Annotated in this window: 9 protein-coding genes; all 9 read left to right on the plus strand. The window is 44.6% G+C overall.

All coding sequences use genetic code 11. The annotated features are described in order from the left end of the window. Positions 1-517, plus strand: a 517-nt coding sequence (locus J5M71_RS25515) for a lambda exonuclease family protein (protein WP_207838228.1), incomplete at its 5' end; no start/stop codon positions are given. Continuing rightward, positions 508-696, plus strand: a complete 189-nt coding sequence (locus tag J5M71_RS25520; protein WP_001251812.1) for a DUF1317 domain-containing protein — start codon at positions 508-510, stop codon at positions 694-696. The genes J5M71_RS25515 and J5M71_RS25520, both read left to right, overlap by 10 nt. Next, complete coding sequence (locus J5M71_RS25525) at positions 669-860, plus strand: DUF1382 family protein (RefSeq protein ID WP_015979260.1); 192 nt, start codon at positions 669-671, stop codon at positions 858-860. The genes J5M71_RS25520 and J5M71_RS25525 overlap by 28 nt, the downstream gene beginning before the upstream one ends. A 391-nt stretch (positions 861-1251) precedes the next feature. Beyond that, positions 1252-1473: a TraR/DksA family transcriptional regulator gene (locus J5M71_RS25530; protein WP_000763367.1), complete on the plus strand. Its 222-nt coding sequence runs from the start codon at positions 1252-1254 to the stop codon at positions 1471-1473. Then, on the plus strand, positions 1470-2018 hold the full coding sequence (locus J5M71_RS25535) for an ead/Ea22-like family protein (protein WP_001289873.1): 549 nt from the start codon (positions 1470-1472) through the stop codon (positions 2016-2018). Before J5M71_RS25530 ends, J5M71_RS25535 begins: the two co-directional genes overlap by 4 nt. A 191-nt stretch (positions 2019-2209) precedes the next feature. Continuing rightward, positions 2210-2491, plus strand: coding sequence for a hypothetical protein (locus J5M71_RS25540; protein ID WP_000026224.1), 282 nt, complete (start codon positions 2210-2212; stop codon positions 2489-2491). A gap of 88 nt (positions 2492-2579) precedes the next feature. Continuing rightward, positions 2580-2747, plus strand: a complete 168-nt coding sequence (locus tag J5M71_RS25545; RefSeq protein WP_000545733.1) for a hypothetical protein — start codon at positions 2580-2582, stop codon at positions 2745-2747. A gap of 39 nt (positions 2748-2786) precedes the next feature. Then, positions 2787-3005, plus strand: a complete 219-nt coding sequence (locus J5M71_RS25550; RefSeq protein ID WP_002414258.1) for an excisionase — start codon at positions 2787-2789, stop codon at positions 3003-3005. After that, on the plus strand, positions 2983-4053 hold the full coding sequence (locus tag J5M71_RS25555; RefSeq protein WP_000533640.1) for a tyrosine-type recombinase/integrase: 1071 nt from the start codon (positions 2983-2985) through the stop codon (positions 4051-4053). The genes J5M71_RS25550 and J5M71_RS25555 overlap by 23 nt, the downstream gene beginning before the upstream one ends. Positions 4054-4913 lie beyond the last annotated feature (860 nt).

The raw sequence follows: 4913 nt of genomic DNA on the forward strand, positions 1-4913 counted from the left end.
GTCCTACTTCCACACCCTGCTTGCTGAGGTTTGCACCGGTGTGGCTCCGGAAGTTAACGCTAAAGCACTGGCCTGGGGAAAACAGTACGAGAACGACGCCAGAACCCTGTTTGAATTCACTTCCGGCGTGAATGTTACTGAATCCCCGATCATCTATCGCGACGAAAGTATGCGTACCGCCTGCTCTCCCGATGGTTTATGCAGTGACGGCAACGGCCTTGAACTGAAATGCCCGTTTACCTCCCGGGATTTCATGAAGTTCCGGCTCGGTGGTTTCGAGGCCATAAAGTCAGCTTACATGGCCCAGGTGCAGTACAGCATGTGGGTGACGCGAAAAAATGCCTGGTACTTTGCCAACTATGACCCGCGTATGAAGCGTGAAGGCCTGCATTATGTCGTGATTGAGCGGGATGAAAAGTACATGGCGAGTTTTGACGAGATCGTGCCGGAGTTCATCGAAAAAATGGACGAGGCACTGGCTGAAATTGGTTTTGTATTTGGGGAGCAATGGCGATGACGCATCCTCACGATAATATCCGGGTAGGCGCAATCACTTTCGTCTACTCCGTTACAAAGCGAGGCTGGGTATTTCCCGGCCTTTCTGTTATCCGAAATCCACTGAAAGCACAGCGGCTGGCTGAGGAGATAAATAATAAACGAGGGGCTGTATGCACAAAGCATCTTCTGTTGAGTTAAGAACGAGTATCGAGATGGCACATAGCCTTGCTCAAATTGGAATCAGGTTTGTGCCAATACCAGTAGAAACAGACGAAGAATTTCATACGTTAGCCGCATCCCTTTCACAAAAGCTGGAAATGATGGTGGCGAAAGCAGAAGCAGATGAGAGAAACCAGGTATGACAACCACGGAATGCATTTTTCTGGCAGCGGGCTTCATATTCTGTGTGCTTATGCTTGCCGACATGGGACTTGTTCAATGACACCTCAGCAGGAAAACGCCCTTCGCAGCATTGCCCGTCAGGCTAATTCTGAAATCAAAAAAAGCCAGACAGCAGTTTCCGGATAAAAACGTCGATGACATTTGCCGTAGCGTACTGAAGAAGCACCGCGAAACGGTAACGCTGATGGGATTCACACCGACTCATTTAAGCCTGGCAATCGGCATGTTAAACGGCGTCTTTAAGGAACGATGAACATGAAAAGCAAAATCATCAGGGAGCTACAGGCTCCTTTTTTATTATTCGCATTCACCCTCAAGCGTATTAACCAACAGTTCAGGGATTAATGAAAGATGGCAGACATCATTGATTCAGCATCAGAAATAGAAGAATTACAGCGCAACACAGCAATAAAAATGCGCCGCCTGAACCACCAGGCTATATCTGCCACTCATTGTTGTGAGTGTGGCGATCCGATAGATGAACGAAGACGCCTGGTCGTTCAGGGTTGTCGGACTTGTGCAAGTTGCCAGGAGGATCTGGAACTTATCAGTAAACAGAGAGGTTCGAAGTGAGCGAAATTAACTCTCAGGCACTGCGTGAAGCGGCAGAGCAGGCAATGCATGACGACTGGGGATTTGACGCAGACCTTTTCCATGAATTGGTAACACCATCGATTGTGCTGGAACTGCTGGATGAACGGGAAAGAAACCAGCAATACATCAAACGCCGCGACCAGGAGAACGAGGATATTGCGCTAACAGTAGGGAAACTGCGTGTTGAGCTTGAAACAGCAAAATCAAAACTCAACGAGCAGCGTGAGTATTACGAAGGTGTTATCTCGGATGGGAGTAAGCGTATTGCTAAACTGGAAAGCAACGAAGTCCGTGAAGACGGAAACCAGTTTCTTGTTGTTCGCCATCCTGGGAAGACTCCTGTTATCAAGCACTGCACTGGTGACCTGGAAGAGTTTCTGCGGCAGTTAATCGAACAAGACCCGTTAGTAACTATCGACATCATTACGCATCGCTATTACGGGGTTGGAGGTCAATGGGTTCAGGATGCAGGTGAGTATCTGCATATGATGTCTGACGCTGGCATTCGCATCAAAGGAGAGTGAGATCGGTTTTGTAAAAGATAACGCTTGTGAAAATGCTGAATTTCGCGTCGTCTTCACAGCGATGCCAGAGTCTGTAGTGTCAGATGATGACCGTACTCAAACATCGGGTTGAGTATTATCTTACTGTTTCTTTACATAAACATTGCTGATACCGTTTAGCTGAAACGACATACATTGCAAGGAGTTTATAAATGAGTATCAATGAGTTAGAGTCTGAGCAAAAAGATTGGGCGTTATCAATGTTGTGCAGATCCGGTGTCTTGTCTCCATGCAGACATCACGAAGGTGTTTATGTAGATGAAGGTATAGATATAGAGTCGGCATACAAATATTCCATGAAGGTTTATAAGTCTAATGAAGACAAATCCCCATTCTGCAATGTGCGAGAAATGACTGATACCGTGCAAAATTATTATCACGAGTACGGTGGAAACGATACTTGCCCTCTCTGTACAAAACATATAGATGATTAAACCCAATATTACATAACAATCCTCGCACTCGCGGGGATTTATTTTATCTGAACTCGCTACGGCGGGTTTTGTTTTATGGAGATGATAAATGCACTTCCGAGTCACAGGAGAATGGAATGGAGAGCCATTCAACAGAGTTATCGAAGCGGAGAACATCAACGACTGCTACGACCACTGGATGATATGGGCGCAGATAGCACATGCAGACGTAACCAATATTCGAATTGAAGAACTGAAAGAACACCAAGCCGCCTGATGGCGGTTTTTTCTTGCGTGTAATTGCGGAGACTTTGCGATGTACTTGACACTTCAGGAGTGGAACGCACGCCAGCGACGTCCAAGAAGCCTTGAAACAGTTCGTCGATGGGTTCGGGAATGCAGGATATTCCCACCTCCGGTTAAGGATGGAAGAGAGTATCTGTTCCACGAATCAGCGGTAAAGGTTGACTTAAATCGACCAGTAACAGGTGGCCTTTTGAAGAGGATCAGAAATGGGAAGAAGGCGAAGTCATGAGCGCCGGGATTTACCCCCTAACCTTTATATAAGAAACAATGGATATTACTGCTACAGGGACCCAAGGACGGGTAAAGAGTTTGGATTAGGCAGAGACAGGCGAATCGCAATCACTGAAGCTATACAGGCCAACATTGAGTTATTTTCAGGACACAAACACAAGCCTCTGACAGCGAGAATCAACAGTGATAATTCCGTTACGTTACATTCATGGCTTGATCGCTACGAAAAAATCCTGGCCAGCAGAGGAATCAAGCAGAAGACACTCATAAATTACATGAGCAAAATTAAAGCAATAAGGAGGGGTCTGCCTGATGCTCCACTTGAAGACATCACCACAAAAGAAATTGCGGCAATGCTCAATGGATACATAGACGAGGGCAAGGCGGCGTCAGCCAAGTTAATCAGATCAACACTGAGCGATGCATTCCGAGAGGCAATAGCTGAAGGCCATATAACAACAAACCATGTCGCTGCCACTCGCGCAGCAAAATCAGAGGTAAGGAGATCAAGACTTACGGCTGACGAATACCTGAAAATTTATCAAGCAGCAGAATCATCACCATGTTGGCTCAGACTTGCAATGGAACTGGCTGTTGTTACCGGGCAACGAGTTGGTGATTTATGCGAAATGAAGTGGTCTGATATCGTAGATGGATATCTTTATGTCGAGCAAAGCAAAACAGGCGTAAAAATTGCCATCCCAACAGCATTGCATATTGATGCTCTCGGAATATCAATGAAGGAAACACTTGATAAATGCAAAGAGATTCTTGGCGGAGAAACCATAATTGCATCTACTCGTCGCGAACCGCTTTCATCCGGCACAGTATCAAGGTATTTTATGCGCGCACGAAAAGCATCAGGTCTTTCCTTCGAAGGGGATCCGCCTACCTTTCACGAGTTGCGCAGTTTGTCTGCAAGACTCTATGAGAAGCAGATAAGCGATAAGTTTGCTCAACATCTTCTCGGGCATAAGTCGGACACCATGGCATCACAGTATCGTGATGACAGAGGCAGGGAGTGGGACAAAATTGAAATCAAATAATGATTTTATTTTGACTGATAGTGACCTGTTCGTTGCAACAAATTGATAAGCAATGCTTTTTTATAATGCCAACTTAGTATAAAAAAGCTGAACGAGAAACGTAAAATGATATAAATATCAATATATTAAATTAGATTTTGCATAAAAAACAGACTACATAATACTGTAAAACACAACATATGCAGTCACTATGAATCAACTACTTAGATGGTATTAGTGACCTGTAACAGAGCATTAGCGCAAGGTGATTTTTGTCTTCTTGCGCTAATTTTTTGTCATCAAACCTGTCGCACTCCAGAGAAGCACAAAGCCTCGCAATCCAGTGCAAAGCTTTGTGTGCCACCCACTACGACCTGCATAACCAGTAAGAAGATAGCAGTGATGTCAAACGACGCAGCTGACTTCTTTTCTTTCACGACTTCCCCACACCCAGCATGCATACCTTTCCGCCATAACTGTAGTGAATGTCTGTTATGAGCGAGGAGCGGAAGTTAACACTTATGAAAAATGGCTACGAAGTCCGTGGCTATCTATCGGCTTATTAGTACTTGAAACGCTTCTTCAGAAGCCTGAAGAGCTAATCGTTCGGCGATACTATATATGCATTAATAGACTATATCGTTGGTATAAACAGTGCACCATGCAACATGAATAACAGTGGGTTATCCAAAAGGAAGCAGAAAGCTAAATATGGAAAACTACAATACGATGCCCCGTTAAGTTCAATACTACTAATTTTTAGATGGAAAACGTATGTAATAGAGAGTAACTTAAAAGAGAGATCCTGTGTTGCCGCCAAATAAATTGCGGTTATTTTAATAAAATTAAGGGTTACTATATGTTGGAGTTTAGTGTTATTG

Source organism: Pseudomonas sp. 43(2021), assembly GCF_017490805.1.
Classification (GTDB): Bacteria; Pseudomonadota; Gammaproteobacteria; order Pseudomonadales; family Pseudomonadaceae; genus Aquipseudomonas.